The organism is Dactylosporangium sp. NPDC051087 (assembly GCF_055586325.1).
Window position 1 is genome coordinate 123,866 of the sequence record NZ_JBVJIJ010000015.1, and the last position, 26,979, is coordinate 150,844.

The window sequence follows — 26,979 nt, forward strand, 5'->3', positions numbered from 1 at the left end:
CCCGGGCCGGTCAACCGTTTCCGCACCTTCGTCGCCTGATCTGCCGGTACCGTCGGGTATGCGATGGCGACTGGCGGGGGTGGGCGCGGCGACGCTGACGGTCCTCGCCGGCTGCGCCGCCCAGCCCTCGGCACCCCTGTGGCGGCGCGTCCCGGGAGCGTTCGCGGCGCCGCCCGGTGCCACGGTGGCCGCGGTGCTGCTCTACCCGTCGGCGGACGGCTGTTTCACCGCGAGCGGCACCGTCGACGCCGGGATCCGCCGGCACACCGGCACCTGGGTCGCCACCGGAGCCTGTGACACGGTCCGGCTCGAGTGGCCTGTCGAGGTACCACCGACGAACCCCGACATCACCGAGCGCAACACCGTCGTGGACGCCGCCGACCTGGACGGCACCTGGATGACGGTGATCGCCAGCACCGCCGGCGGCCGCCCGTGGGGCGACACGGTGCGCGGCGGCCCGGCGGGCGGGACGTCCGGGAGGCTCCGCGAGCCGCTCGACGACCGCGGTGACGTGCCGGTCGCCATCGGCGTCGTGCACAACCAGTTCGTGGTCGCCGGCCTGCACGGCGGCGAGGCGACGGTGTACCTGTCGCCCGGCTACGGCTCGTGGTGGGACCGGGCGCTGCCGGTGCCCGGCAGCGGCACGGCCGAGCCGCTCGGTGTCGCCGGCGCCCCGGACCCGCTGACCGTCTCCCCGGACGGCCATTTCGTCCTCGGCACCGGGCCCGCCGTCGTGGTCGGCCGGGCGGGCGGCGTCGCCGTGACCTGGTCGAGCGCCGACGGCGGCGGCACCTGGACGGTACAGACGCATCCCGAGGCGACCGAGCTGGTCGACGTCGTCTGGGACGGCTCGGCGTTCGTCGCCACCGGCGGTGGTGTGGTCCTCACGTCGGCGGACGGGGTTGCCTGGCAGCGGGATCCCCGGCCGGCCGCTGCGGCACCGTTCCGTTCGCTGTTCGCGCTGCGCCCGCAGCGTGCCCGCGGCCTCGACTTCGGCGGTCCGCCCGCGCCGCCGCCTTCGGTCTACGCGGTGAGCGCCGACGGTGACTGCGCGACCGTGTGGCGGCGCACCGCGGCGGCCTGGGTCGCGGAACCGCTCGGCTGCCACGGCGTCCCGGCCGCGCTGGCCCAGCTGGCCGACGGCCGCGTCGCCGCGGCCGGCGGCACGACCCTGTGGCTCCGCTCGTCGTGAGGTCGCCGGTCAGCCGGTGCCGAGCGCGCGGGACAGCAGGGCGCGGCGGCTGTTGGTGCCGGTCTTGGCGAAGACGGACTTCAGATGGTCCTGCACGGTGTTCGCGGTCAGGACCATGCCCGCGGCGACCGTCCGGGTGTCGGCGCCGGCCGCCAGGTGCGTGAGCAGCTCGGTCTCGCGCGGGGTCAGGCCGCACGCGCGGGCGAAGACCGCGGTCCGCTCGCCGGGTGAGGACTCCTCGATCGTGACGGCGATGTGCGCGCCGAGCCGGGCGGCGCGCAGCGTCATCCACCGCCCGCCGGCCAGGTGCACCCTCGCCCACGCCGGCCCCGCCTCGTCGGCGAGGAGCTGCGCGGCGACGTTGTAGGCGGCGGCCGGGACGGGGTCCCTGCCGGCGTCCGTGGGCAGCAGCCGCAGCAGGTGTTCGCGGGTCTGCGGGGTCTGCTCGACGACCCGCAGGTCCTGGGTGAGCAGCAGCACGACCGGGCCGGGCGACCTCGGTCCGGCGCCGGGCGTGAACGTGGCCGCCTGGCACCGGCGCAGGTCCGAGGTCAGCTGTCCGGTGACGTCGTCGAGGAACGCGAGCTCGGCGCCGGTGAACGCGCCGCCGGTGCGCCACAGGTCCAGGAAGGCCCAGCAGCCGTGCCGGTCCCGGAACACCGTCGAGGCGATGTCGGTGACGCCGTGCCCGGACAGCAGCTCCCGCCACATGACGCTGTCGCCGGGCACCGCGAGCCGGGCGGCGGTGGTCATGCGCCCCGTCGACGACGAGCACTACGTCGCGGTCGACCTGGACTTCCCCACCACCGACGCCGCCGAGGCGTTCCTGCGGTTCCTGCGCACGAGCGTGTGGTCCAGCCCGCGCAACGCGCCGGCGCTGGCGGGCGACCCGAGCACCCGCATCTTCGAGACGGCCTGATCAGGCCCGGGCGTCGAGGGCGGCGACCCTGCGCTTGCCGGCGGTCCGGCGGTAGCTGGCGTCGAGGAGCTCGCCGATCTCGGCCCAGTCGGTGTCGTCGCCGAGGTCGACCCCGATCCAGCCGCTCGGGCCGAGATACGCCGGGACGTAGCTGCGGGCGTCCTCCAGCAGCGCCTCCCGCTCGGCCGGGTCGACCAGCACGATCACCGAGTGCTCGTGCTGCTGGTAGACGCCGTCGACCTTGACGGACCCGCCGTAATACGCGAAGACCTTCGTCGTGTAGAACGCGGGGTGGCCGTGGGAGATCTTCTCCGCGGCGTCCGGCAGCGCGAGCGCCAGGGTCCGCACCTGGGCCAGGACCGGGTCGGTGTCGTCGAACATGATGGGATGTGCCACCCCAGCACCATAGCGGCGCTCCACCGCCTCCCGACCCGAAAACATTAGAGTCGATGCATGCGAGCGGTCTGGATCACCAGGGCGGGCGGGCCGGAGGTCCTCGAGGTGCGCACGACGGCCGACCCGTCGCCCGGGCCGGGCGAGGTCCGCATCCGGGTGCACGCCGCCGGTCTCAACTTCGCCGAGGTCATGGCGCGGCAGGGGCTGTATCCCGACGCGCCGAGGCTGCCGTGCGTGGTCGGCTACGAGGTCGCGGGCGTCGTCGACGCGCTCGGCGCCGGTGTCACCGGCCCGGCGGCCGGCACGCGGGTGCTCGCGCTCGTGCACTTCGGCGGCCACGCGGAGCTGGTGTGCGCACCGGTGGCGCAGGTCGTCGAGCTGCCCGACGGGCTCGGCTTCGAGGAGGCCGCCGCCATCCCGCTCAACTACCTCACCGCCTATCACATGCTCTTCCGCGTGGCGAACCTCCGCGCCGGGCAGCGGGTCCTCGTGCACATGGCGGCCGGCGGGGTCGGGCTGGCGGTGCTGCAGCTGTGCCGCACGGTCTCCGGCGTGGTGACCTTCGGGACCGCGTCGGCCGCCAAGCACGACGTGCTCCGCGAATACGGCTGCACCCACCCGGTCGACTACCGCACGGAGGACTACGCCGCCCGGGTCCGTGCGCTCACCGGCGGGGAGGGCGTCGACCTCGTCCTCGATCCGCTCGGCGGGCGCGACTGGAAACGCGGCCTGCGGCTGCTGCGCCCGGTCGGGCAGCTCATCGCGTACGGCTTCGCGAACCTGGCCGGCGGCGAGCGGCGCAGCGTCGTCCGGCTCGCCCGGCAGGCGTCCGGCGTGCCACTGCTCACGCCGCTGGGCCTGATGAGCGACAACCGCACCGTCAGCGGCGTCAACCTCGGCCACCTGTGGGACCGCCCCGATCTGCTCCGCGAGGAGCTGGCGGCCCTCATGGACCTGTGGCACGCCGGCGACATCAGGCCCCGCATCGACGGCGTGTACCCGTTCGACCGCGCCGCCGACGCCCACCGCCGCCTCGGCGAGCGCCGCAACGTCGGCAAGGTGCTGCTGGTGCCCGCTACGTGACGCCGGCGCCGCGCACCCACAGGTCACGGTTCCCGGCGATGACCACCCGGCCGTCCCGCAGCGTCGCGACGGCCTGCGGCGGGGCGTCGCCGCAGCCGAGCTCGCCGCGCGACCACCGCCCGTCGCCGAGGACCCACACGACGCCGCAGTAGTCGGTGCGGCGACCTTCGACGTATGGCCGGGAGTCGTCGATGATGCCCGTCACCACGACGGTCCCGTCCCGGTCGACGGTGACGTCGGAGACCCGCCCGGCGCCCATGCCCTCGGCCGGCGCCGCCGTCCACGCCAGCCCGTCGGTGCTGGCGAGCACGAACGTGGAGTCCTGCGCCGTGCCGCCGCCGGACTCCACCCCGCCGAACGCGAGCCACCGGTCGGGCGCGCGGACCAGCCGGGTCAGCATGACGCCGGGCGGCAGGCCGTCCACTGTGGACACCTGCCACGTCCGGCCCGCGTCCGTCGATCGCCACGCGCCGGGACGGTCCGTCCCGTAGCCGATCGCCACCACGGTGTCGCCGTCCGCCGCCAGTACGGCCAGCAGCTGCCGCCCGGTCCCGCTCTGCCGCGGCGCCGCCGGAAGGTCCACCCGGCGCAACGTCCTGCCCGCGTCGTCGGACACCAGCACCGCCGGCGGCCGCGCCGGCTCCGTGGTCAGGTCGGCGTTGACGACGATCCGTCCACTGCCCGTCCTGACCATGCCTTTCACCAGGCTGCGCGACCCCTGCCCCTCGAACCCGGTGGTGGACAGGTCGATCCTCGCCAGCTGTTCCGGTTCGCCGTCGCGGTAGCGGTACAGGCCGGAGCCGCCCGCCGCGAGGATGCTGCCCTCCGCCTCGACGACGAACCCTTCGCCGCCGACCCCGCCGCCGTCCCAGCCGTTGCCCTTCGGCACCCGGTCCTTGCCGTCGCCATCCTTCGGCGCCGGGTCCAGCCGCAGCCGGTCGCACGCGGCGTCGCCGGTCCAGTTCGCGCCGACCGACCGGAAGCCGTTCTGGTAGTTGCCGATGCCGAGCACGCAGTCCCCGACCGGCAGCAGCACCTTCAGCCCGCTGCCCTGCGGGATCCAGTCCGACACCGCCGGCCAGTCGACCGCCCCGGCGTGCCGCACGAACCCGAGCGTGGTCGCCGGCACCGTGCCCAGCCCTCTGCGCCCGTCCGTGTCGGCCGACCACCCGCCGTCGCCGCCGTCGCCGCCCTTCGCCCCGCACGCGGCGACACCCGCCAGCAACGCCACCATCACGACACCCCGCACGGCCCGGTACATCCCCGAATCCTCCCAGGCCGGCGGAAACCCCACTGCCCCGTGCGGGGCGCCGCGGGCGGGGACCGACCCGCCCGCGGCGCGCGCGGGTCAGTTCGGCGTGATCTGGTACGCGGCACCGGCCTGGGTGGGGAAGGAGATGGTGCCGTCGGGGGTGGTGTGGCCGACGGTGCCGCCGCCGACGCGGGTGACCGTCGCCGTCCGCCCGGGCCACGGGTTGCGCAGCGCGACCGGGCGGCCGGCCTGGCTGACGACGTCGACGTAGCTGACCTGGCCGCCGGTGATCCGGCTGGACACCAGGAACGCGCCCTTCTCGCGGAGGTTCACGAACTGGGCGTCGCGGGCCGCCGGCCAGACCGGGAAGACCTGGATGACGCCGTTGTCGCTCTGCAGCAGCAGGTTGTCGACGGCCTCCACCGCGCCGGACTTCTCCAGGCCGTGGAACGGGTCGACGATGCGCAGGTTCGGCCCGAGCTTCTGGTTGATCTGGTTCTTGAGCTGGTCGATGAGGTTCTGCGCGGGGTAGCCGACCCGGGCCGCCTGGGTGAACACCTTGGGGAAGCTGTTGTCCTGGCCCCAGGAGTTCATGGCGTTGAGCGTGTTGACGCCGATCTGCCGGTCCGCCGCGGGTGAGCCGATGCCGAGCACCTCGCCGGGGTGGACGAACTCGAGGTTGACGGTGTTGTCGCCCGGGTGGATCGGCCGGGTGTCGGAGCCGGCGATCGTGCCGGGGTCGGCGAGGGCGTACACCGTCTGCCCGTTGACGACGGTCGTCGGCGTCGCCGGCAGGCGGGACAGGATGTTCTGCCAGGTGGCGCGCAGGGAGGCGTCCGTGTTGAGCTCCGCCGAGGCGTCGACGAGTGCCGACAGCACGTACTTCAGCAGGCCCAGGTCCGGGCTGGAGTTGCGCCCCCACAGTCCTTCGTGCGGGCCGGACCACAGGTGGTAGCGCTGCGTCGCCGGGTCGAGCTCGAGCCAGTGCTGGAAGAACGCCGCGACCTCCTTCAGGAACGGGTAGGCGGTGTTCTGCAGGAACGCCCGGTCGCGCGTGTAGTCGTAGTAGGCGATGTACTGCGTCGCCGCGAACAGCGAGTTGCCGACCTGCTGGTGGTAGTTGTCGTCGGCGGTCGAGCCGTAGGGTGCGATGCCGACCGGGAACAGCAGCCCGCCGGGCACGCCACCGGAGGGGAACCGGCGGCCGACGTAGTCGGGCTTGACGCGGTTCAGGTCCTGCTGCGCGCGCCGCCGCGCCTCCGGCACGTACGCGCCGATCAGGTCGAAGTAGGGCAGCGCCAGGTCGGTGCGGTTGGTGGAGTACACGCCGTAGAAGTTGGCCATGAAGTTGTAGTTGAGGTGCATGTCGCCGCTGAACTGCGGTGAGTCGCTGGTCGCCCAGATGCCGTAGAGGCCGGGCGACATCTTGCCGGCGCGGATCGAGGAGCCGAGAAGGTAGAGCGCGCCGTAGTAGTAGCGGTGCAGCACGTCGTCGCCGACGTTGAGGTAGGACCTCAGCCAGTACTGCTTCCACCATTCGACATGGCTGTTGTACTGCGTGTCGACGGTCGCGCCGGTCTGCGCGTTCGCGAGCGTCTGGGCCGGGCCGGCCGTGCCGGTGGGATTCTGCCCGCCGCCGGCGACGGCGGTGACGATCTGGACGGTCTGGCCGGGTGCGAGGTCGAAGGTGAGCCTGGCGGTCGCGCCGGCGGCGCTCGCCGTCCCGGTGGCGCCGATCAGCCGGGTGGCGAGGGACGCCTCCGACACCCAGCGCCCGCCGGACGGCGTGCGGCGGGTCGCCCACGTGGTCTGGCCGTTGGCGCCGGCGGTGTTGGTGAAGCCGCCGCGCGCGTCGGCGGCACCGGCGTACGTCTCGGCCTTCAGCGCGACGGTGCCGGTGCCGGTGGACCGGAGCTGGGTGACGACGAGGTTGTCGTTGGCGGCGGTCCAGGTCTTCATCGTGACCGGCTGCCCGCCGATGGTCATGGTGGTGTCGACGTCGCCCTTGAGGATGTTCTGCTCCTCGCGGAACGCGCCGGTTGGCGGGGTCGTCGGCCCGGATCCCGGCCCGTACAGCTCGATCTGGCCGATCCGGGCGCGGGGGTTGGTCTGCGAGTCGGCGGTGGTGCCCTGGGTCGGTTCGGTGATGTTCAGCCGCACGTAGCGCACGTTCTGCGACGCGACGGTCCGGTCGGTCGTCGCCGCGGTGTTGTTCGTGACGGTGTCCACGGTGGACCAGCTGGATCCGTTGCCGGACACCTGCAGCGTGAAGTTCTTCGTGTTGTTCGCCGTCTCCGCCGGGCGGGCCGCGGCGTCGTGCCGGACCAGGTACCGGTTGAACGTCTTCGCCGCGCCCAGGTCCAGGGTGAGCGTCTGCGGCTTGCCGATCTGCGAGACCCAGCCCTCGTATCCCGGACCCCACTGGCCGCTGACGGCCCGCGGCGGCGGGAAGTCCCCGTGGGAGCTGGAGGCGGTGGCGGCCGCGCCGAGCGCCAGGTTGCCCGTCGGGGTGCTGCCGGCGGGTGCGATGGTGACGCCGCCGAGCGCGACGAACGACGGGTTGGGGTTGCCGGCCCAGAAGTTGCCCTTGGACACGTGGAAGGTCTTGTAGCCGGGGCCGCCGCCGGAGGTGACCCCGATGTCGCCGTTGCCGAGCAGCGCCGTGTCGGGCATCGACCGGCTGACCGCCCCCGGGTAGTTCTGGTTGGTCCACACGCCCCGGATGGGGCCGATCAGGTTCTGCACGTCGGTCCACTGCTGGGCCGGCGTCGGGGTCGCGGCACGCGCGTCGGGGGACGCGGCGACGACGACCACCGCGGCGACCGCGGCGGTCAGCAAGGCGGCGAGAGTCGCGCCGCCCCGGGTTCTGGTCATGTGCGTCGATCCTTTCATCTGGCGGGATGACGGGATGGTCACGTGGCGGGGTGACGAGGACGGGCCACGTGGTGCAGGGTGCCGATGCCGGGCGTCGCGGGCCTGGCCGGCGGGCCGTGGTGGCCGCCGGCGTACAGGCCGAAGAGCCCGACCAGGATCGCCTCGGTGGCGGCTGCGCCGGCGAGGCTGTCACGGTTGGCGACGCCGCGTTCGGCGACCCGGAAGCGGCCACCGCCGACCGACTCCATCGCCTGCCCCCACACGGCGCCGGAGGCGCTGGCGTGGATGCGGGACAGCAGGTCCGCGGCGAGGTCCGGCCGGCCGAGCCGGCACAGGCCGTAGGCGGTGGCGCCGGGCCACGCGCCGAACGCGCCGGCGGCGCCGTGGTCGGGCCGGTCCGAACGCGGCGCGACCGGGTCGTCGGGGGCCAGGGCCCGCATCCAGTCGCCGTCCAGCAGGTGCCCGGTGACGAACTCGACCATCTCGGCCCGCACGTCCTCGCCGAGGTGTTCGGCGAGTTCCGCGGCGACGAACACGAAGTCGAGGACGTGGCCGATGGTCTCGTCGCCCTCGGGGTGCGCGATGTTCCAGCGGCCACCGCCGGCGTACTGGCCCAGGACCGCCGCCGTCAGCGCGTCCGCGTCGGCGTCGGCCCGGCCGGCCTCCTCGGCCAGCGACGGGTCGAGCCGGCGCAGCAGCCCGGCGAGGGAGCGCAGCATGCCGGCGTAGCCGGCGTTGAACGACACCACCGCGTCGCGGTAGTTGGGCACGCACTCGAGCAGCTCCCACGCGTCGCGGCCCAGGTCCGCCAGCACCCCGGCGCCGAACCCGGCCCGCCGCTCGCGGGGCCGGTACGCCATGGCCCGCAGATGGTCGAGGACGGTGGCGGTCCCGGCCTTCTCGGCGAGCAGGTCCAGGTCGCCGGTGACGGTGAGGTACGCCCGGACGGTCCGGAAGAGCGCGTGGTCGTTGGCGGCGTAGTGGTTGCCGACGGGCAGCAGGTTGCGGGTGTCGAAGGAGTGGCAGTGCTCGTACGGCTGGGCGAGGGCGGCGAGGATCCACGCCCGCACCCCCACCGGCTCCAGCATCGCGGCGGTGTGCGCCCACTCCGACTGGTCCCAGAAGTACGTGGTCGTCGGGCCGAGCCGCGGGCCGCCGGTGAGGAACACCGGGCCGATCGGGCTGACCCCGGTGTTGCGCAGGTAGATCGCCAGCAGCACGCCCAGGTGGTAGGTGCGGGCCAGCCCCTCGGGCGCGTCGCGCAGCACCGGCAGGTGCCCGGAGAACTCGGTGTTGCCGGGCGTGAACGCGCTCGCCCACGTGGCCCGCCACCGGTCGGCGACCGCCTCGAACGCCTCGTCGAAGTCGAAGTCGGCCGTCGCCGGTGCGCCGTCCGACGAGAACGCCAGCACGACACCCAGCTCGAGGCCGGCCCCCGGGGCGATGGTGCGGGTCCACCTGGCGACCGCGCCACCGCCGTGCGGTTCGAGCTCGTCGGGCGGCGCCGCGAAGGCGTAGACGGACACGGCGGGACTGGACCGGTCGGTGACGACGACCCGGCCCGCGTCCACGGTGGACGTCCAGCGGTGCGCGCCCCACCACGGCTGCGTCCACGCCGGCCGGGCGCCGTCGACCGTCAGCGAGGCGCCGTCACCGGTGATCCGCACCTCGAGCCGGTGCCAGTGGCCGGCGCGCAGCGGCGGGCCGGCGGTGACGAGCTCCCCGGCGACGCGCAGCCACGGCCGGCCGCCGGTCAGCCCCACCTGCACGGAGTCCGGGTGGTTGCCGTGGGTGAGCACGACGCCGGTCTGCTCCGCGGTGGCGGGCCGGAACTCCAGGCGCAGCGACGCGCCGGCGCCGAGCGCGACCGCCTCGAGCCGGTGCTCCGCGGACGGGCCGGTCAGCTCGAACGCCCCGGCGACGCCCGTCGGGGCGCCGCCGTCCACCTCGACGGCGATGCCGCGGACGGTGCCGAGCGCGGACGGGGCGCGGGTGCGGCCGCTGTCCGATGTGGAGTGGTCCGGCAGCTCCGACTCCAGGAGCATCGGCGCGGTGTCCTCGTCGCGCTGGATTCCGGGGATCCGCGGGCTGCCGAGCCGGATCCGGCGCGGGTCCGCCGCGAGGAGGTGCACGTGCCGCGGCACCCACGCGAGGACCTCGGCTCGGATCCGTTCGGTGGTGAAGTAGTCGTGGTGGTGCCCGGCGCTCCACGGCGTGCCGTAGAGCCAGCCCCAGTCGACGGGGCTGTCCGCGATCGGGGCGAACAGCTCCTGTTCGACGGTGACGGTGACCGGCGCCGCGGACCGGTTGACCAGCCGGGTCCGCCAGTACACGGCGTGCTGCTCGTAGCCGAGACGGGTGTCGGTCTCCACGGTGAGGCCGCTCGCGGTGCCGGCGCGGCGCACGCCCCACGGCGCCCACCGCAGCCGGTCGGCGCGGACCGCACGGCCGTCGACCCGCAGCACGCCGGTGTGGTAGCCCCCGCTGTACGGCGGCATCGCCAGCCACGAGACGGAGGTGAGGTCGTCGTTGACGTGCGCCTGCCCCCACTGGTTGCGCAGCGACGGCAGGTGCGCCAGCTCGCCGCGGTCGAGCCAGTCACCGGCGAGGTCGTCCAGCGGGGGGATCACCTGGAGGCTCCTGACATCAGTCCGTGGATGAATTCGCGCTGACTGACCAGGTAGCCGACCACCGGGATGATCGCGGCGAGGAACATGATGCCGAAGAGCTGGCCGTAGTCGGTGGAGTAGGTGCCGACGGACAGGTAGACCCCGGTGGTGATGGTCTGGCCCTTGAGCGGTCCGAGGATGAACAGCGGGTTGAGGAAGTCGTTCCACACCCACAGGCCGAGGAAGATCGCGACGGTCGCGGTGGCGGGACGCACCATCGGAAACACCACCTGCCACCAGACGCGCAGGTCGGAGGCGCCGTCGACGCGGGCGGCCTCGACCATCTCGCGGGGCACGCCGCGCAGGAAGCCGACGTAGACGAACACGGCGAAGGACAGGTACCCGCCGCCGACGTTGGCGAGGATGAGCCCGGTGTACGTGTGCTGCAGCCCGGCGGTCTGCAGCAGCCCGACGATCGGCAGCAGCACCACCTGCGGCGGCACCATGAGCCCGAGCGCGAACATGGCCAGCAGCGCCGCCTTCCACCGGGGCGAGCGCTCCGAGATGTAGAACGACACCGCGCTGGACAGCGGCACCAGGACGAGCACCGACGCAGCCGTGACGACGACCGAGTTGATCAGGCCGGCCTGCACGAGCATGTCGGGCCGCTGCAGCGCGCGGGTGATGTTGCCGAGCGTGAACGGCACCGGCGGCGCGGCCGGGTTGGCGAGGATCTGCCGCTGGTCCTTGAACGCGTTGACGAGCGCCAGGTAGATCGGCAGGCAGAACAGCAGCGTCGCCAGCCAGGCGAGGCCGGTGTGGAGCCGTCCGCGGATCACAGCCGGGCCTCCCTTTTGCGCAGCAGGAACGTGACGGTGTAAGCGATCCCGGCAGTGAGCGCGAGCAGCAGCATCGCGATCGCCGAGGAGTAGCCGAAGAGGTTCTGCGTGAACGCGACCTCGAGCAGGTAGTAGGCCGTGGACTGGGTCGTGTTCGCCGGCCCGCCGCCGGTCAGCACGGCGATGACGTCGTACAGCTTGAACGTCGTGATCAGGCACAGGACGACGTTGATGGTCACGCCCGGAGCGATCATCGGCAGCGTCACGGCGCGGAAGCGGCCGACCGCGCCGGCGCCGTCGACCCGCGCGGCCTCGTACAGCTCCGGCGGCACCGTGCGCAGCGCCGCGGAGTACACGACGGTGGCGAACGCGATCGTCATCCAGCTGACCACGGCGCAGATCGAGAAGGTGGCGAGGTCCGTGCTGCCGAGCCACGCGGTGCCGGGCGTCATGCCGGTCCGGGCGAGCGCCGCGTTGAGCAGGCCGTTCTGCGTCAGGATGCTGCGCCAGATGAACGCGACGATGACCCCGGACAGCACCTGGGGGATGAACACCAGCGTGCGCATCACCCGGAAGCCGGTGCTCTGCCGGTCGAGCAGCAGCGCGAACGCGAGCCCGAACACGTTGGCGACGGCGGTCACCGCCACGACGACGAGGATCGTGAAGCGCAGCGTCCCCAGCAGCCGCGGATCGTCGAGCATGTCGATGTAGTTGGTGAGCCCGACGAACGAGCTCCCGGGCTTGAGCGGGTTGCGGTCGGTGAAGCTCAGCACCAGGCTGCGGCCCAGCGGGTACAGCAGGAACAGCACGTAGAGCAGGACCGCGAGCCAGGCGATCGGCGCGAGGCCGGATCGCCTGGTCATTTCTTGACGGCCTTGTCCCAGGCCGTGTCGAGCGCGGCGAGCTGGGTCCTGACGTCGTCGTTGGTGAACAGCTGCTGCGACAGCGCGTAGAACAGGTCGGCGACCCCGGGCGGCAGGGCGTCGTCGTTGTTGACCCAGCCGATCGAGCTGACCTTGGTGTTGTTGGCCTGCACGTACTGGTAGCAGTCGGTGAACACGGGCGTGACGGTCGCGCCGAAGTCCTCCAGCTTGACGGTCTTGAGCATCGGGAACGCGCCGTCGGTCTCGATGAGCGTCTTGAGGTTGGCCGGCGACAGCGACCATGCCTTGGCGAACTCGGCGGCCTTCGCGGCGTTCGGCGACTTCGCGTTGACGCTGGTGGTGCCGCCGACGTTGAACGGCACGATCTGCCTGCCGTCGTCGGTGGGCAGCAGGAAGCCGCCGAAGCTCTTGGCCTGCGCGGCGCTGATCTGGCCGATGAACCAGCTGCCCATGAGGTACATGCCGGCCTTGCCGTCGAGGAACTGCTTGTTGGCGTCGGCGTAGTTGACGCCGAGCGCGCCGCTGCCGAACGCGCCGGCCTTCACCAGGTCGCGCTGCTTGGTGACGGCGGCGACGACGTCGGGGTCGGTGAACTTCACCCTGCCCGCGTAGCGGTCCTTGATCCAGTTGGGGTTGCGCCCGAGGACGTCGGCGCTGACCAGGCCGACCAGCGGCATGCTCGCCGACCAGGGCTCGGCGCCGGCCAGCTGGATCGGGGTGACGCCGGCCGCCTTGAGCTTGCCGGCGACGTCGGCGAACTGCGCCCAGGTGGTCGGCACCGTGAGGTTGTGCTTGGCGAAGATGTCCTTGTTGTAGAAGACCATCGGCAGGATCTGCGAGTTGGTCGGCGGGATGTAGGTCTTGCCGTCGATGGCGTTGCCGCCGGGCTGCAGGAAGTTGGCGTCCAGCCAGGCCTGGTCGAACGGCTGCAGCAGCCCGGCGTCGAGGAAGTCCTTGGGGTTGATGGAGGCCAGAACGTCCGGGAACTGCCCGGACGCCTGCAGCTGTTTCGCGTAGGCGTTGCGGTCGCTGGTGGGCGCGACGATCTTCCTGACCGTCACGCCGTCGAGCTGCCTGGTGGCGTCGGTGATCGAGTCGTCCCAGAACTTCGCGGTGAGCGCGGGGGTCTCGAAGGTGAGGAACGTCAGCGTGGTGCCGCCGCCGTTGCCGGACTCGCCGGGCGAACAGCCGGCGACGGCGAGTAAGGCGGCCGTGGAGATGGCGCAGAGCAGGGCCGAGCGGCGGGTGCGGTGCACGGGGGCCTCCTGGCGGAAGGGCGAGATAACGATGGACCCGGCGGTTGGTGGCGCCGACCATACGACCGCCAAACATCGGATGTCAACACTTCAGAAGGCGCGGAATAACGTTATCTCGATCGACTCGACTCGGGCTATGCTCTGGCCCCGCACACAGTCATGGGATGAATGCGCCCGCCCGGTAGGCTGACACCGGTTGCCGGGCCGGAGGGAGTGGCATGACGCGCCGGAAGCGGCCGACCATGATCGACGTAGCCGAGCACGCCGGCGTCGCGCTGCGCACCGTGTCACGGGTCGTCAACAACGACCCGACCGTCGGCACCGCGTTCGCCAACCGGGTCCAGGCCGCCATCACCGCCCTCGGCTACACCCCTGACGAGCGTGCCCGGCACCTGCGCGCCGGCCGCAGCGGACTCGTCGGCGCCGCCGTGCGCAACCTCTCCGCCGGCCACCCGGTGCTCGGCGCCCTCGACGCGGTGGCGCGCGGGCACGGGCTCACGGTCCTCGCCACCGCGACCGCCGACGAGGAGGACCGGGAGCGGGAGGTCGTGCTCTCGATGTGCGGCCGCCACCTCGACGGCATCGTCCTGGAGCCGGTCGGCGACAACCATCAGTACCTGACCCCGGAGCTCGCCGCCGGGACCCCCGTCGTGGCCTTCGACCGGCCCGCCGGCGGGATCATGGTCGACACGGTCGTCTCCGACAACGCCGCCGGCATCGGCACCGCGTTCCGGCACCTGCGCGGCCACGGGCACCGGCGGATCGCCTACCTCGGCGACGAGGAGCGCATCTTCACCGGCCACGAGCGGGCGGCCGCGTTCCGCGCGTGCACGGCGGCGAGCGGGGAGCCGGTCACCGGCCTCGTCCATCCCGGCGTCGTGGCGCCCGGCAGGATCGCCGCCGCGCTCGACGCGGTCCTGCACGGTCCCGATCCCGCCACCGCGCTCATCACCGGCAACGCCGCCACCACGCAGGAGGTGCTGCGCCACCTCGGCGCCGCGGCCGCGACCCTGGCCATCGTCGGGTTCGACGACTTCGCGCTCGCCGACCTGCTCCGGCCCGCGCTGACGGTCGTCGCCCAGGACAGCGACACGATCGGCCGCACCGCCGTCGAGCTGCTGCGGGAGCGCATGACCGACCACACCCGGCCGGTGCAGACCGTCACGGTCGGCGTGCGGCTCGTCGTGCGCGGCTCCGGCGAGCGGCCACCGGCGACGTAGCGGCGCGGGTCAGCGGGTCTGCCCGGAGTGCGTGAAGGTGTCGGCGGCCTGCGCCTTCTCGACCGTCCACTGGGCGGTGTGGTGACGCCCAGCAGGTTGACCGCACCGGCCGCCGCGATGTCGCCGCCGTGCGACTCCGCCCGCACCGCGTGCCGGACGACTGGTGCTCATGCCGCAAGTCTCAGCTGCCCGCGCACCGCCCCACAGACGAAACTCCCTGACCTCGGAACGGTGCCGCTGGCCGGCCGGGGCGGTGCCGACCTGACGATCGTCGTGGTCGGGGAAGCAAATCTGCACCGGCCGCGCATCAATTGAATTGCACCTATGTCGATGCACGCATTCAACGAGGTCCACCGCCGCGCGATCACGCGCCGGGGCACGTCACGCACTCCAATTTCATCGCCATCAATCAATACAACAACCGCCGTTGATCCACCGGCACGGAGTGCCATAGCGCTTTCAGGCCGAAAATCGGTCCAGCGGTCTATTCGATCGCTGTACCTTCATGCCGTACATGTGTGGATGGCCCTCCTCGACGACAAAGGCAGGTTATCGCCCGTGACCACAGTGATCTTCGTGCACGGCACCGGAGTTCGGGAGAAGCGCTACGCGGATCAATACGAGCTGATCCGGCGCATGGCCACGAAGCACTGGGGGGAAATCGATGTGCGGCCGTGCTTTTGGGGCGACCAGCTGGGAGTCCCGGTCGATGCGGCGGCCGCATCCGTCCCGGACTACGACATGACCGGTGGTGGCCACCGGCCGGTCGACGACTGGCGCGACGAGCGATGGATCCTGCTGGAGGCAGACCCGCTGTACGAAATTCGATTGATCGAAGTGACCTACGCCGAACGCGAAGTGGTGGTGCTGCCCGGCCAGGAAAGCGGGCCCGAACGGATCAAGCGGTACCTGACGCTGCCCGGCAAGTTCGAGACGGCGGCCGCGCTCGCTGAGACCCTGGACCAGGTGGGCGTGCCCCGCGACGCATTCACCGCAGGCGTCCGGACGGTGTTCGATTCGACGACGGTCCAGCACGCTGTCGAGGTCACCGGCGGGACCGGCGACGGTGACGAAGAGCTCCGCGAGGCGCTGGCTCGTGCGGTGATCGCGGCGACGCTCATCGCCGCCGACGACGGAGAGCCCGGCGCGTTCCCGCTCGACGCGGTCGGCCGGGACCGGATCACGGCCGCGGTGCTCGACGAGCTGTACGGCGGCAACCTCGGTCTCGGCAAGCGCCTGCTGCAGGTCAGCGGCGAACTCGTCCTGCGTATGGGTATCGCCGGGGCGGTCGAGCGGCGCCGCGGCATGATCATGGACGGGGTCACCCCGTTCGCCGGCGACGTCCTGCGCTACCTGGCCCACGGCGACGCTGTACGGACGTTCATCGCCGAAACTGTGCGATCGGTCCCGGGTCCGGTCGTCCTGCTCGGCCACAGCCTCGGCGGGATCGCGTGCCTGGATCTGCTGCACCTGGGCATGGCCGAGGCGGACCTGCTCGTCACCGTCGGCTCGCAGGGCGCGTACCTCCATGGCCTCGGTGCGCTGCCGAGCGCGCCGGACGGTGTCGTGACCGCGGGTCGTCTACCCGACTGGATCAACGTCTACGACCCGAAGGACCTGCTCTCGTATGTCGCCGAGCCGGTCTTCGGTGCGGCGGTCACCGACCTGCCCGTGCCCAGTGGTGCGCCGTTCCCCCGTTCGCACAGCGCCTACTTCACGAACAAGGCCTTCTACGAGCAACTGGGAAAGAAGCTGCCGCGGTGAGATCGGACGACGCGCGCCGGGCAGACCCTGCCCGGACACACGCGGTCGTGGTCGGCGTGGACCAGTACGGGTTCGGCTCGGATCGTGCCGGCCTGGCAGCCCAGGCACTCGCCTTTGCGCGGTGGCTTCGCGGCCGGGGTGTGCCGGCGGCCAACATCACGCTGCTGACCGCGCCGCTGCTGGCCGAACCCGATGGGTTCACGAACCTGCTCGCCTCGACCTCCGCGGTCGAGGACCTGTTGCACGAGCAGATGTTCACCCGTGAAGGCGACCTCTTCTGGTTGCACTGGGCCGGCCACGGCCAGGTCGACGAGCAGGGCCGGCGGCTGTTCCTCACCAACGCCACCGCCGGGAACCTGCGCAACCTCAACCTGGACCGGCTCGCCACGCTGTACGGCTCGCACCTCGCGGGCCGACTGGGCCGGAAGGTCTTCACCATCGACGCGTGCCAGACGTACGCCGACCGGCGGATGCGGCTGCCGGACTCCATCCCGGTGCCGGTCGGTACCTCGCTCATACCCGGCTCCGCACCGCACGTGCTCTTCGCCTCACCCCGCGGCCGGCGCGCCGTGCACCTCGCCAAACTGGGCGGCGGCGTTTTCACCGCCGCACTGCTCGGCGTGCTGGCCGAGGAACCCCACAACCGGTGGCCGCCGGACTTCACCACCCTGTCGCGCCGGGTGGAAGAGCACATCCGCCGGTCGGCCCCGGACATTCCCGACGCGGGTCAGCCCATCGAGGTGCGGTACGAGGACGACCAGGGCGCTTCAGTCACCAGGCTGATCGCCCCCGCTGGTGCGACCGGACCGGACTGGCGGCCGGTCACGGTACAGCCCGCGGTGCTCTGGCGGGACGAACTGGATCGGAACGTGACCCGCCGTGGACCGCCGGCGCTCGAAGTGCACCTGGTGCCGACCGCTGACGACCCGGTACGCCTGTCGATGCTGGAGCTCGAGCGACTCAAGGACGTTCTGGCCGGGCAGGCCCGGGATGCCGGACTGCTCCCCACGGCATCGCCGCCGCTCACCAGCGTCGACGACGTGCGATGCCTGGTCGTCGGTGACATGCTCGGCCAGGTCCCGGGATTGGCGGTGACCCGTGGGGGACAACGCTCGGCCTGGGGACCGCTCGGCCGGCGTGACAACGTCTGGGTACTGGACCGGGACGAGATCACCAGGCAGGTTCGCGACCTGATCCGCCTGCTCACCGCACTGCCGGCGCCGCACCCCGAGCGTGTCGCGCTGGCGATCGGCCTGGAACCGGCGCAGCTCGTCGCGGTCCTCGGTGACGGCCACTCCCCGTTCGGGCCGCAATTCCCGCCCTCCGTGCGGGTGCCCGGCGAAGACACGCTCTCGTGGCGATCGCTGACGGACTCGACCGGCACAGTCGGTGCCGAACTCGCGGCTCGGATCGCCACCAAGCATGCTCATGAGGCGCGCCGGCCGTAGAGCTCGGTCCGCCCACCCGCGAAATAGTTCCGCAGTTCGACGTGCCGGAACTGATAGGCGATCCCGCTCCGGCGCAGCAGACCGTGATCGTAGGCGCGCCTCAGCGTCGGTTCGAGGAACAGCGACAGTGAGCGCGGGCGGCACAGCCACATGGCCAGGTATCGCCGCGACGTCTCCGCCACCGTGCCGAATCCGATCGAGACGCAGACCGCCAGCGCGGCCCATGCGGATTCGGCCCAGTCGAGGTCGAAGCCGTGCGGCGACGTCAGCAGCAGGTACATGGCCGCAGCGGAGAACGCCCCGCTGAACAGTCCCACCACCCAGTCGTCCCGGACGAACTCGCGGAACACCGGATTCGCGACGTACCCGGGCGGCGCACCGGTCCTGCGAAGGGCAAACGGCACGGATGTGACCAATGTGAACCCGCCGACCGCCAGACCGGCCACCACGCCGATCTGCGTTCCGCGGGCGCCGACCAGGGCCCACCCGGCCAGGGTGAGAATCATGCCGATGACGGTGGAGACCAGCACCAGCGCCTGGGGCGCCAATGTGTCGCGTACCGCGAGGCACGAGCCGATCCCGTAGGAGACCAGGAAACCGATCGCCAGGCCGAACCCGAATGACGGTTGACCGAGGATGCTTGTCTCCAATGCCAGCACGATCGCGGTCCCGGCGGCAGCGGCGATCCGGATCCAGCCTCGCGCGGTCGTGAAGCGGGAAAGCTCGATGCGGCGGGGATGTGTCCAGGGGACCGAGCCCGTGTATGCCGACCCGACCGCCAACCCGAGAATGAACAGAAACGCGATGATCCGCAGCGGAGCGCCGAAGTCGGTATGTGCGAGCACCCAGACGGTCGCGACGAGGCTCGGCAGCCAGAAGGCAACGGCGAGCAGGACGCTGACCACGCGTGGCAAGTGGCGTCCGCTGATGGGCCACATCTGATGAGTCACGAAATCAGTCGCCGAGAGCGCTCTGCCGGCGATCTCCGGCAGAGCTCGCCGACCGGCATCCTGGTTCTCGGCAAGATGACGCCCGATCGTGTGCAGCGTCCGGCCCAGCCTTCGAGGGCGCCGGCTGTTCGCGAGCAGTTGCTCGGCGAAGCGGCCGACCAGCCGCTCGGGCTCGCGAATGTCGTCGACAAGTGTCTTTGGACTGCGTTCCGGGTGCTTGGGGCTGCCGTACAGCTCCATCACGATCGCCAAGCGCCAGGGAGTGGCCAGCTCGGTCACCACGTCACTGTCTGGTCGGGAGAGCGCGAACAGCACCGGGTCCCACCAGCCCGGCGGGACGTCATGATTGCCGGTGAGGCGGTTGACGATCTCCCCCTCCGTCAGATCGGCGATACGTCCGGTGAATGCCGTTTGGAGCTCTCCCTGCTCGGCGGTGATCTCTTCGTAGACGGCGCTCCGGCAGGTCAGCACCAGCGGCCGCACCTTGCTGCGCAGGTCGACGAGTGCGGCCCTGGAACGGGGACCGGCCAGCTCTGTGGTCCCGGACGGCGGATCCATCTCGTCCAGTCCGTCCAGCAGGGGTAGCAGAAGGCCGGCGTCGAGCAGCAGCCGCGTGCGTGCCGGAGCGAACTTGACCGCTTCCAGCTCGGCGATCACCCACTTGTCGAACGGCTGGCGCATCACGTCCCAGTTCGGCAGCGAAAGTCGCACCGGAACCGGTACGAGCGGGTCATTGTCCCGAGCCTCCAGCAGGTCGAGCGCGAGCTTCAGGAGCATGACCGACTTGCCGGACCCGCCCGCGCCGAGAATGACCATTCGCCTGGAGCTGATCCGCAGGAACGACGATCCCAGCTCACTGAACGTCGCCCCTCGCATTCCGCTGGAGTTTTGTGCGCTGTACTCGGACTCCAGCGTCACGTTCATCGGCGTCGCCCCCGGAATCAGCTTGGTGAACTCCGCCTTGTACTCCTTCCGGAGGTTTCTGGTGAGTTCCTCGGCGGCCCGGGCCGGATCCTCATGCGCCGCGCGGCGGTTCCTGCGCAGCAGACCGGTCAGCATGTGACCACCCATCGAAATCCTCGAGCGCAGATCCATTGGCTGAACATCGCCGACAGACTAATCGTCCGGCATTGGTCCACCCGTATCTTTCCACTCCGGCGGGCCGCTCGCGTTTGGGGAAAGTCGTGTCAACGGGGTGGGGCGCCGGGGGCGTCTGGACCCGGGAAGGGGGGTTCCCAGCGTGACGTTCGAGGAGTACATCGCGGTGCGTGGGCCGGGCCTGATCAGGTTCGCGAGGGTGCTGACCGGGGATCCGCACAGAGCCGAGGACCTGGTGCAGGAGGCGCTGGCGAAGGCGTACCCGCGGTGGGGGCGGATCCTGCGCAGTGATCAGCCCGACGTGTACGTGCGGCGCGTGATCGCCAACGCGTCGCATTCATGGTGGCGGCGGCGGAGCAACCGGGAGCCACCGGTCGGTGAACCGGTGGACGGGCCCGCCGCCGGCGACCAGGCGGCCGAGGCCGTCGAGCGGGACGCGATGTGGCGGCAGATCTGCCGCCTGCCGGACCGGCAGCGGGCCGTGCTGGTCCTGCGGTACTACGAGGACCTCGACGACGCCACGATCGCCGACATCCTGCGCTGCAGCCAGGTCACCGTGCGGACGCACGCGGCCAGGGCGTTGCAGACGCTGCGGATCCGGCTCGGTGTGGCCGAGCCGGCACTGACGGGGAGGACGCAGACGTGAACCACACCGAGTTCGCGGACGAGGTCGCCGGGGCGCTGCGCCCGCGCGGCGAGGGCGACGTGGACGTGGCGGCGCTACGGGCCGGCACGATGACCCGGGTGCGGGCCGCGCGGCGCAGGAGGGTCGCGGCGGGAACGGCCGTCGTGGTGGCGGTGGGCCTGATCGTCGCGAACCTGCTGCCCGCGGACGGGCGGAAGCCGGAGGCGGGCGCGCCGCCGAGCACGACCCGGGCGACGGCGCTGCCGGCGTCGGACGCGCCGGGCGCCGCCCAGCGGCCCGACACGGTGGGCGGGGACCCGGCCGTGCTGCACTTCGACGTCGACCTGGCCGCGTTCGGGGCCACCGGCACGTGGTGGCGGACCGGCCCCGGGGTCGAACGCGGCGAGATCTGGACGGGCTTCGGCGCCGAGTCCCGCAACACCGCGTCGGTGGTCATCAGCCAGAGCCAGGACACCGCGAAGGAACGTGCGATCAGCAGGTCCGGCTCGCCGGCGCGGTCCGGACCCGTCGCGGTGAGCGTCGGCGGCCGCGCGGGGCAGGTGCAGGAGTTCCCCGGTGTGCAGGCCGTCGACAGGTCCATGTGGGAGCTGTCGTGGCAGCCCGTCGACGGTCTGTGGGCGGTCCTGACGATCGACGCCACGGACCAGGCCGAGGTGGTCGCCGCCGCCGAAGCGGTGCGGTTCGACCGGTCGCAGCGGTGCGCGGTGCCGGTACGGATCGCGCGGCCGCCCGCCGGGTTCGAATGGGAGGGCTGCGAGACGGGCCTGGAACCCGCCGACGCGACCGGCCGGTCGTGGCAGACGGCGGCGCTGTCCTTCCGCAACGCCGAGGGCGGCACGCTGAGCCTGCACTACGGCAACTACAGCGACGACGCGGCGGACGGCGACAAGTTCGTGCCGAACCGCACCGTCAACGGCCGGCCCGCGATGTGGTTCGAGGGCGACGGGTGGCAGCTCGCGGTGCCCGGCGAGGGCCGGCGCAACCTGTTCGTCGGCGTCCACGGCGAGAGCGCCACCGATCAGGACGCGCTCGCGCTGGCCGGCTCGGCGCAGTTCAGCGACGACCTCGCCGACCTGTCCTCCTGGCCCGTCCGGGCGGTCGGTTAGCGCAGCGGCAGGACGCGGGCGATCCTGATCGTCGTCGCGTCGGCGCCGGCGGCGGCGTAGGCCACGCTGCCGTCGGCGTACGCCTTGAACGCCTGATAGGCGTGGTCCTTCGCGGCGACCGTGAAGGACCCGCCGACCGTCTTCGCGGCGCTCGTGTCGTACACCTGGGCCTGCATCGACGAGCCGGCCTCCCAGGCGAGCAGCATGCGCCCCGCGCCGTAGGCGACGAGGTGGGGGTGGCCGGTCTTCGCCGCGGTGGTGACGGTCGCCTCGGACGCGCCGGTGCTGAAGCGGTCGAGGCGGGCCTTGCCGCCCTGGCTCCACGCCGTCCAGTAGCCCTTCGAGGCGGCGAGGACCAGGTCACCGCCGAAGAGGGTGCCGTCGCACGTGCCCGAGGCGACCGTCCTGTACGGGCTCGGCTGCGCGATCCGGCACGCGTTGTCGGTGGCGCAGACCATCGCGAAGCGTTTGACCCGCGGGTCCCAGGTGATGCGGGTCGTCCAGCTGTGGCTGCACCCGACCTCGAAGCTGCCGTTGCCGGGCACCAGCGCCCCGCCCGGGCCGACGACCTGCATCCGGTCGCCCTCGTGGATGTCGACGCAGGCGCCGTTCCTGACGGTGATCGCGACGCCGAAGTACGCCGCGTAGTTCGTGCCGTCGTACGCGAGGCGGCCGTGGTGCTGGTACCACCAGACGAACCTGGCGCCGTCGTCGTAGCCGGTGCGGGTGCCGGTCAGGTTCGTCACCTGCCGCTCCCACACCTGCTTGCCGGACGTGTCGAAGCGGATCATGTGCATGGTGTTGCACGGGCTGGACGAGCCGCCGCACAGCGTCCCGCCGCCACAGTTGCCCTTGCGGGTGAGCAGCAGGACCCCGCCGTTCGCGTCGGCGGCGACGTCCTGCAGGTCGATGCCGGTGAAGCTGGTCGGGGTGCCGACGAGCTTGTCGTCGCAGCCGAGCCGGCCCAGGTAAACGCGGCCGTCGGTGCCGAGCCACGCCAGCCACGAGCCGCCGTCGGGGGCCGCCGCGATCGCCATGGGCAGCGGGTCGGTGTCGCCCTCACGGCCGTACCCGGTGACGCGGACCCCGGTGGCGACGTCGGTGACCTTCACGACCGGCGACGCGCCGGCCGGCCGGGCGCACGGACCGCTCGCGGACGCCGGAGCGCTGCCCAGAGCGCCCTGACCTGCGCCCTGGCCGGCGGCGTCCGCCGAGGTCGGCGGTCCGTCGCCCTGCTGCGCGGCCTGGACCGGCGGCCGCTGCGCGTCGCCGCCCTTCAGTGCGCACGCGCTCGCGGTGAGCGCGACGGCCGCCACCGTACCGGCGACGACACCGACCATCAGGCGACGCCTTGCTGTGATCCGCATGTCCGAACACACTCGCGCCTGAAAACCTTTTCGGCAACTCATGTGACGGCGCATTGCGAAGTCTTCAGGAAGACCAAAGGATCAGGAAAGCGGCGGGTCCTCCCCCACCAGGCCGTCGATCGCCTCGCGCAGCAGGTCGGCGTGGCCGACGTGGCGGGCGTACTCGTCGTGCAGGTCGACGACGATCCGCCGCAGGTTCGGCGCGACCCCGTCGTCGAACCTGCGGTACTTCGCCGGCTGGTCGAGGCCGCCGTCGGCCAGGGCCGCCGCCATCGCCTGCCGGGAGTGCTCGACCGCGCCGTGCCACAGCCCGTACAGGTACTCGGCGGAGTCGGTGGCGGCACTGCGCCACACCCAGTCCAGGTCGGTGGCCGCCTCGGGCGCGTCGAGCGGCGGGCCGGGCGCCTTGCCGCTGAAGTCGATGGTGTACAGCTCCTCGACCAGCGCCATGTGCTTGAGCAGCCCGGCGATCGTCAGCGCCGAGGGCGGCTGGGGGCGGCGCAGGCCCGCTTCGTCCAGGCCGCCGCACTTCCAGATGAACTGGGCCCGGGACCGTTCGAGAGCGAACAACAGCATCTCGGCCTCGCCGGCGGTCGCCGACGGCTCATTCGACATCATGCCGGCCACGCTAGGCTGCGTTCCGGACGTTTCGCGTCCGGAACCTCCGGAAGGGCGCCGATGGACAGTCCCGCCGCGCGGGCGCTGCTCGCGCTGGAGATCGTGCAGGCCAGCCCCGGCATCACCGCCGAGCGGCTGGCGGCGCGGCTCGGCGTGTCGGAGCGCGCCGCCCGTCGCTCGATCGGCGTGCTGCGCGACGCGGGCATCCCGATCGAGTCCGTCCGCGGGCCGTACGGCGGCTACCGGGCCGGCCGGGGACTGCGGCTACCGCCGCTGACGTTCACCGCCGCGGAGGCCCTGGCCCTGGTCATGGCGGTGCTGGACGGCCACCACGCCGCCGGCGACCCGGCGAGCCCGGTCGGCGCCGCGCTCGGCAAGCTGGTGCGGGCGCTGCCGGAGCACGTCGCCGCGCAGGCCGAGGCGGTGCGGCGCACAACGGCGCCGGCCCCCGACCGCGCCGCCGCCCGGCCGGACCCGCAGATCACGACGGCCCTCGTGCAGGCCTGCGCCGACTTCCGGCGGTTGCGGGTGTCGTACCGCGGGGAGTCCGGCACCCAGTGGGACGCCGAGGTCGACCCGTGGGCGGTCGTCGTGCGGCACGGCCGGTGGTATCTGATCTGCTGGTCGCACGCGTCGGGCGAGCGCAGGGCGTACCGGGTCGACCGGGTGCGCGCCGTCGCCGCGCTGCCTGCGGGGTTCGAGCCGCCGGCGGCCTTCGACCCGGTCGCAGTGCTGGAGGAACACCTCGCGGCCGGCTGGGAGTACACCGTCGAGCTCGTCCTGGACGCGCCGCTGTCCCGCGTGGCCGCGTGCGTACCGGCGACGCTGGGGAAACTCGAGGCCGTCGACGACACCTCGTGCCGCCTGGTGGGCTCGACCGGCAACCCGTGGTGGGCCGCGGAACAGCTCGCCGCGCTGCCGTGCGCGTTCCGGATCGTCGGCGGGCCGGAGCTGCGGCACACCGCCGGAGCCGTCGGCCGGCGCCTGCTCGCCGCCGCCGGCGGGGCTCTTCCGGCGGGTGATCACGAATCAAGAAGCAGCGGTCCTCGCCCGCCGGATAGCGTGGACGGCAACCGGACGAGGACGGAGACACGATGACCCACGAGCTGATCCGCGTGCGGGGCGCGCGCGTGAACAATCTCAAGGACGTCAGCATCGAGATCCCGAAGCGGCAGCTGACGGTGTTCACCGGCGTGTCCGGCTCGGGCAAGAGCTCCCTGGTCTTCGGCACGATCGCCGCGGAGTCGCAGCGGCTGATCAACGAGACCTACAGCACGTTCGTGCAGGGTTTCATGCCCACGCTCGCCCGGCCCGACGTCGACGTGCTCGAGGGGCTGACCACCGCGATCATCGTCGACCAGCAGCGGATGGGCGCCGACCCGCGCTCGACCGTCGGCACCGCCACCGACGCCAACGCGATGCTGCGCATCCTGTTCAGCCGGCTCGGGCAGCCGCACATCGGCTCGCCGCAGGCGTTCTCGTTCAACGTCGCGTCGATCAGCGGCGCGGGCGCCGTCACGGTCAAGAAGGCCGGCCAGACCGTCAAGGAGCGCCGCACGTTCAGCATCACGGGCGGCATGTGCTCGCGGTGCGAGGGCCGGGGCAGGGTCAACGACATCGACCTCGCCCAGCTGTACGACGACAGCAAGTCCCTCAGCGAGGGCGCGCTGACCATCCCCGGCTACAGCATGGAGGGCTGGTTCGGCCGGATCTTCAGCGGCAGCGGCTACTTCGACATGGACAAGCCGATCCGCAAGTACACCAAGCGCGAACTCAACGACCTCCTGCACCGCGAGCCGACGAAGATCAAGGTCGACGGGATCAACCTGACGTACGAGGGGATCATCCCGAAGATCCAGAAGTCGATGCTGTCGAAGGACGTCGACGCCCTGCAGCCGCACGTGCGGGCGTTCGTGGAGCGGGCGGTCGTGTTCGGGGTCTGCCCCGAGTGCGGCGGCACCCGGCTCAGCGAGGAGGCCCGCTCCTCGAAGATCGACGGCAAGAACATCGCCGACGCGTGCGCGATGCAGATCAGCGACCTGGCCGCGTGGGTCGGCGGCCTCGACGAGCCGTCGGTGGCGCCGCTGCTGGCGGCGCTGCGGCACACCCTGGACTCGTTCGTGGAGATCGGGCTCGGTTACCTCTCCCTGGACCGGACGTCGGGCACGCTGTCCGGCGGCGAGTCGCAGCGGGTCAAGATGATCCGGCACCTCGGCTCGCCGCTGACCGACGTCACCTACGTCTTCGACGAACCCACGATCGGCCTGCACCCGCACGACATCCAGCGCATGAACGACCTGCTGGTGCGGCTGCGCGACAAGGGCAACACGGTGCTGGTCGTGGAGCACAAGCCGGAGGCGATCGCGATCGCCGACCACGTCGTCGACCTCGGCCCGGGCGCGGGCGCGGGGGGCGGCGAGGTCTGCTACGAGGGGACCCTCGCCGGGCTGCGGCGCAGCGGCACCCTCACCGGCAAGCACCTCGACGACCGGGTCTCGCTGAAGCCGTCCGTGCGCGCACCGCGCGGGCACCTGAAGATCCGCGGGGCGGACACGCACAACCTGCGTTCCGTGGACGTCGACATCCCCCTCGGCGTGCTGGTCGTGGTCACCGGGGTGGCGGGGTCGGGCAAGAGCTCGCTCGTGCACGGGTCGATCCCGGCGTCGGAGAGCGTGGTGTCCGTCGACCAGGGCCCGATCCGCGGCTCCCGGCGGAGCAATCCCGCCACGTACACCGGCCTCCTCGAACCCATCAGGAAGGCCTTCGCCAAGGCCAACGGGGTGAAGCCCGCACTGTTCAGTGCGAACTCCGAAGGCGCGTGCCCCAACTGCAACGGCAACGGCGTCATCTACACCGACCTGGTCGTGATGGCGGGCGTCGCCACCGTCTGCGAGGTCTGCGAGGGCAAGCGCTTCGACGCGTCGGTCCTGGAGCACCACCTCGGCGGGAAGGACATCAGCGAGGTGCTGGCGATGTCCTGTTTCGACGCTGCGGCGTTCTTCGGCGAAGGCCCTGCGCACACCCCGCCCGCGCACGCCATCCTCACCCGGCTCGTCGACGTCGGGCTGGGGTACCTCACGCTGGGTCAGCCCCTGACGACGCTGTCCGGCGGTGAGCGGCAGCGGCTGAAGCTGGCCATGCACATGGGCGAGAAGGGCGGCGTGTACGTCCTGGACGAGCCGACCGCGGGCCTGCACCTCGCGGACGTCGCGCACCTGCTCGGGCTCCTCGACCAGCTCGTCGACGCGGGCAAGTCGGTGATCGTGGTGGAACACCACCAGGCCGTCATGGCGCACGCGGACTGGATCATCGACCTCGGGCCGGGCGCGGGTCACGACGGCGGTCAGGTCGTGTTCACCGGGACACCGTCCGACCTGGTGTCCTCGCGGTCCGGGCTCACCGGCACGCACCTGGCCGACTACGTCGGAGCATGATTTTTTGTCGGTGGTCGTGGCTAC

At 72.1% G+C, this 26,979-nt stretch carries 21 protein-coding genes; 10 read left to right on the top strand and 11 right to left on the bottom strand.

What is annotated here, in order from left to right; all coding sequences use genetic code 11:
* The first annotated feature begins 58 nt into the window (after positions 1–58).
* Positions 59–1,192: a hypothetical protein gene (locus ACZ6TV_RS27940; RefSeq protein ID WP_465300242.1), complete on the top strand. Its 1,134-nt coding sequence runs from the start codon at positions 59–61 to the stop codon at positions 1,190–1,192.
* A gap of 9 nt (positions 1,193–1,201) precedes the next feature.
* Here ACZ6TV_RS27940 and ACZ6TV_RS27945 read toward each other — a convergent pair whose 3' ends face one another.
* A complete protein-coding gene (locus tag ACZ6TV_RS27945) occupies positions 1,202–1,945 on the bottom strand; it encodes a helix-turn-helix transcriptional regulator (protein ID WP_465300243.1) in 744 nt (247 codons plus the stop codon).
* Here ACZ6TV_RS27945 and ACZ6TV_RS27950 point away from each other — a divergent pair.
* Positions 1,944–2,111: a hypothetical protein gene (locus ACZ6TV_RS27950; protein ID WP_465300244.1), complete on the top strand. Its 168-nt coding sequence runs from the start codon at positions 1,944–1,946 to the stop codon at positions 2,109–2,111. The two genes, ACZ6TV_RS27945 and ACZ6TV_RS27950, sit on opposite strands and share 2 nt — an antisense overlap.
* On the opposite strand, the gene ACZ6TV_RS27955 is transcribed toward ACZ6TV_RS27950, so the two are convergent.
* A complete protein-coding gene (locus tag ACZ6TV_RS27955; protein ID WP_465300245.1) occupies positions 2,112–2,507 on the bottom strand; it encodes an MmcQ/YjbR family DNA-binding protein in 396 nt (131 codons plus the stop codon). It lies immediately after the preceding gene.
* Between the two features lie 57 nt (positions 2,508–2,564).
* On the opposite strand from ACZ6TV_RS27955, the gene ACZ6TV_RS27960 reads away from it, so the two are divergent.
* Positions 2,565–3,590, top strand: a complete 1,026-nt coding sequence (locus ACZ6TV_RS27960; protein WP_465300246.1) for a synaptic vesicle VAT-1 family membrane protein — start codon at positions 2,565–2,567, stop codon at positions 3,588–3,590.
* On the opposite strand, the gene ACZ6TV_RS27965 is transcribed toward ACZ6TV_RS27960, so the two are convergent.
* The 6 genes from ACZ6TV_RS27965 to ACZ6TV_RS27990 all read right to left on the bottom strand — a co-directional run bounded on the left by ACZ6TV_RS27965 (position 3,583) and on the right by ACZ6TV_RS27990 (position 13,304).
* Complete coding sequence (locus tag ACZ6TV_RS27965; protein WP_465300247.1) at positions 3,583–4,851, bottom strand: WD40/YVTN/BNR-like repeat-containing protein; 1,269 nt, start codon at positions 4,849–4,851, stop codon at positions 3,583–3,585. The genes ACZ6TV_RS27960 and ACZ6TV_RS27965 overlap by 8 nt on opposite strands.
* Before the next feature lie 87 nt (positions 4,852–4,938).
* The gene (locus ACZ6TV_RS27970; protein WP_465300248.1) at positions 4,939–7,716 is read right to left on the bottom strand and encodes a discoidin domain-containing protein; all 2,778 of its coding nucleotides are present in this window, start codon (positions 7,714–7,716) and stop codon (positions 4,939–4,941) included.
* 38 nt (positions 7,717–7,754) lie between these two features.
* A complete protein-coding gene (locus tag ACZ6TV_RS27975; protein WP_465300249.1) occupies positions 7,755–10,346 on the bottom strand; it encodes a laminin G domain-containing protein in 2,592 nt (863 codons plus the stop codon).
* Entirely contained in the window at positions 10,343–11,164 is an 822-nt protein-coding gene (locus tag ACZ6TV_RS27980; RefSeq protein ID WP_465300250.1) for a carbohydrate ABC transporter permease, read from the bottom strand. Before ACZ6TV_RS27980 ends, ACZ6TV_RS27975 begins: the two co-directional genes overlap by 4 nt.
* Positions 11,161–12,027 carry a carbohydrate ABC transporter permease gene (locus tag ACZ6TV_RS27985; protein ID WP_465300251.1) on the bottom strand — a complete coding sequence of 289 codons (867 nt, stop codon included), beginning with the start codon at positions 12,025–12,027 and terminating at the stop codon, positions 11,161–11,163. The genes ACZ6TV_RS27980 and ACZ6TV_RS27985 overlap by 4 nt, the downstream gene beginning before the upstream one ends.
* Positions 12,024–13,304 (bottom strand): ABC transporter substrate-binding protein, encoded by a 1,281-nt coding sequence (locus ACZ6TV_RS27990; protein WP_465300252.1) that lies wholly within the window; start codon positions 13,302–13,304, stop codon positions 12,024–12,026. The genes ACZ6TV_RS27985 and ACZ6TV_RS27990 overlap by 4 nt, the downstream gene beginning before the upstream one ends.
* Before the next feature lie 242 nt (positions 13,305–13,546).
* Between ACZ6TV_RS27990 and ACZ6TV_RS27995 the strand changes: the two genes are divergently transcribed.
* The 3 genes from ACZ6TV_RS27995 to ACZ6TV_RS28005 all read left to right on the top strand — a co-directional run bounded on the left by ACZ6TV_RS27995 (position 13,547) and on the right by ACZ6TV_RS28005 (position 17,736).
* Complete coding sequence (locus ACZ6TV_RS27995) at positions 13,547–14,524, top strand: LacI family DNA-binding transcriptional regulator (protein WP_465300253.1); 978 nt, start codon at positions 13,547–13,549, stop codon at positions 14,522–14,524.
* A 522-nt stretch (positions 14,525–15,046) separates the two neighbouring features.
* Positions 15,047–16,288, top strand: a complete 1,242-nt coding sequence (locus tag ACZ6TV_RS28000; protein WP_465300254.1) for a hypothetical protein — start codon at positions 15,047–15,049, stop codon at positions 16,286–16,288.
* Positions 16,285–17,736, top strand: coding sequence for a hypothetical protein (locus ACZ6TV_RS28005; protein ID WP_465300255.1), 1,452 nt, complete (start codon positions 16,285–16,287; stop codon positions 17,734–17,736). The genes ACZ6TV_RS28000 and ACZ6TV_RS28005 overlap by 4 nt, the downstream gene beginning before the upstream one ends.
* On the opposite strand, the gene ACZ6TV_RS28010 is transcribed toward ACZ6TV_RS28005, so the two are convergent.
* Positions 17,715–19,745, bottom strand: coding sequence for a UbiA prenyltransferase family protein (locus ACZ6TV_RS28010; protein ID WP_465300256.1), 2,031 nt, complete (start codon positions 19,743–19,745; stop codon positions 17,715–17,717). The two genes, ACZ6TV_RS28005 and ACZ6TV_RS28010, sit on opposite strands and share 22 nt — an antisense overlap.
* Before the next feature lie 181 nt (positions 19,746–19,926).
* Here ACZ6TV_RS28010 and ACZ6TV_RS28015 point away from each other — a divergent pair, with 181 nt between their 5' ends.
* Complete coding sequence (locus ACZ6TV_RS28015; protein ID WP_465300257.1) at positions 19,927–20,430, top strand: SigE family RNA polymerase sigma factor; 504 nt, start codon at positions 19,927–19,929, stop codon at positions 20,428–20,430.
* A complete protein-coding gene (locus ACZ6TV_RS28020; RefSeq protein ID WP_465300258.1) occupies positions 20,427–21,536 on the top strand; it encodes a hypothetical protein in 1,110 nt (369 codons plus the stop codon). The genes ACZ6TV_RS28015 and ACZ6TV_RS28020 overlap by 4 nt, the downstream gene beginning before the upstream one ends.
* On the opposite strand, the gene ACZ6TV_RS28025 is transcribed toward ACZ6TV_RS28020, so the two are convergent.
* Both ACZ6TV_RS28025 and ACZ6TV_RS28030 read right to left on the bottom strand, forming a co-directional pair.
* Positions 21,533–22,876, bottom strand: coding sequence for a hypothetical protein (locus ACZ6TV_RS28025; protein WP_465300259.1), 1,344 nt, complete (start codon positions 22,874–22,876; stop codon positions 21,533–21,535). The two genes, ACZ6TV_RS28020 and ACZ6TV_RS28025, sit on opposite strands and share 4 nt — an antisense overlap.
* A gap of 108 nt (positions 22,877–22,984) precedes the next feature.
* Positions 22,985–23,521, bottom strand: coding sequence for a mycothiol transferase (locus tag ACZ6TV_RS28030; protein WP_465300260.1), 537 nt, complete (start codon positions 23,519–23,521; stop codon positions 22,985–22,987).
* 60 nt (positions 23,522–23,581) lie between these two features.
* Here ACZ6TV_RS28030 and ACZ6TV_RS28035 point away from each other — a divergent pair, with 60 nt between their 5' ends.
* A complete protein-coding gene (locus ACZ6TV_RS28035) occupies positions 23,582–24,619 on the top strand; it encodes a helix-turn-helix transcriptional regulator (protein ID WP_465300261.1) in 1,038 nt (345 codons plus the stop codon).
* Positions 24,616–26,955: an ATP-binding cassette domain-containing protein gene (locus tag ACZ6TV_RS28040; protein WP_465300262.1), complete on the top strand. Its 2,340-nt coding sequence runs from the start codon at positions 24,616–24,618 to the stop codon at positions 26,953–26,955. Before ACZ6TV_RS28035 ends, ACZ6TV_RS28040 begins: the two co-directional genes overlap by 4 nt.
* The last annotated feature ends 24 nt before the right edge of the window (positions 26,956–26,979 follow it).